The organism is Frankia sp. CoWAU3, assembly GCF_977971855.1.
This window is the reverse complement of the sequence record NZ_CDWWXB010000039.1, coordinates 14,664-15,904: the sequence shown is the minus strand read 5'-3', so window position 1 is coordinate 15,904 and position 1,241 is coordinate 14,664. Positions and strand designations below refer to the sequence as shown.

Genomic DNA, 1,241 nt, shown 5'->3' with positions numbered 1-1,241 from the left:
CCGCCGCGGCGGCCTGGCGGATCGCCGAGTTGCCGGGTGGACCGGGCGGACGGGACGGCCTGCTCGCGGCTGCCGCGACCGAGGCCGGGGTCGTTGGGATCGTCCAGGCCGCTGGAATCGCTCAGGCTGCTGGGAGCGCCACCGTTCGGGCCGGCGCGTGGCCCGGTCCGCATCCGCAGCGTGATGGCCGCCGGGCGTTGACCGTGCTCGTCCCCCTGGGGCGGCTGAGCGCCGACCAGCTCGACCTGCTCGCCGCTGCCGCGGCGGCCGGTGGTGGTGACGGTGCTGGCGGAGCGGGCGATGCCGAAGACGGCGTCCTGGTTGTGACCCCGTGGCGGTCCGTCGTGCTCCGCGATCTCGACCCGGCCGAGGCTACCCGGTGGTCGAGGGCGGCTGCGGACGCGGGCCTGGTCGTCGATCCGGCATCATCCTGGGTCGGTGTGACGAGCTGTGCCGGTCGGCCGGGATGCGGCCGGGCGTTGGCGGATGTCCGCAGTGACGCGGCGGTGTCCGTGCGGATCCGAGCTGACGACCCGTCGGCGCCGACGCACCCGGCCGGGAGGCCGCGAGCCCTCCCACCCGTCCCGGTTGGCCCGGCCCTCGCGCCGGTGCACTGGTCGGGTTGCGAGCGGCGCTGCGGGCAACCGGGAGGACGGGTGGTGGAGGTTGTGGCGACCGGGTCCGGCTACCGGATCCGTCGGACGGGCCTCGGAGCCGCCGCCGTCGCATCTGTCGGAGCGGATGGCGGTGAGGCGACGGTCGTGTCGTCGAGCCCCCTCGACGGTCACCGGGACCTGGCTGCGGCCGTCAGGTCGGCGAGGAGGCTGGCATGAACGGCGTATCAGACATGAGCGGTGTGCAACGTTACGACTACGTTCGCGACGGCGCGGAGATCTACCGTCGGTCGTTCGCGACGATCCGGGCCGAGGCGCGTCTCGACCGGCTGCCCGGTGACGTTGCCCGGGTCGCGGTCCGCATGATCCACTCCTGTGGAATGGTGGATCTCGTCGACGATCTCGCTTTCACCCCCGGCGTGGTCGCGGCGGCGCGCGCGGCGTTGCTGGCCGGCGCCCCGGTGCTCTGTGACGCGCAGATGGTGGCGGCCGGTGTGACCCGCCGTCGGCTGCCCGCCGCGAACGAGATTCTCTGCCTGCTCGGTGATCCCCGGGTGCCGCAGCTCGCCGAGCGGCTGGGCACCACCCGCAGCGCCGCGGCGGTGGATCTGTGGGCGGATCGACTCG

At 74.3% G+C, this 1,241-nt stretch carries 1 protein-coding gene and 1 pseudogene; both read left to right on the top strand.

From position 1 onward, the window contains the following. Positions 1 to 833: pseudogene (locus tag AC08ON_RS06235) on the top strand (nitrite reductase); the annotation flags it as partial. Then, positions 830 to 1,241, top strand: a 412-nt coding sequence (locus tag AC08ON_RS06230) for a precorrin-8X methylmutase (RefSeq protein ID WP_476616610.1), incomplete at its 3' end; no start/stop codon positions are given. The pseudogene AC08ON_RS06235 and the gene AC08ON_RS06230, both read left to right, overlap by 4 nt.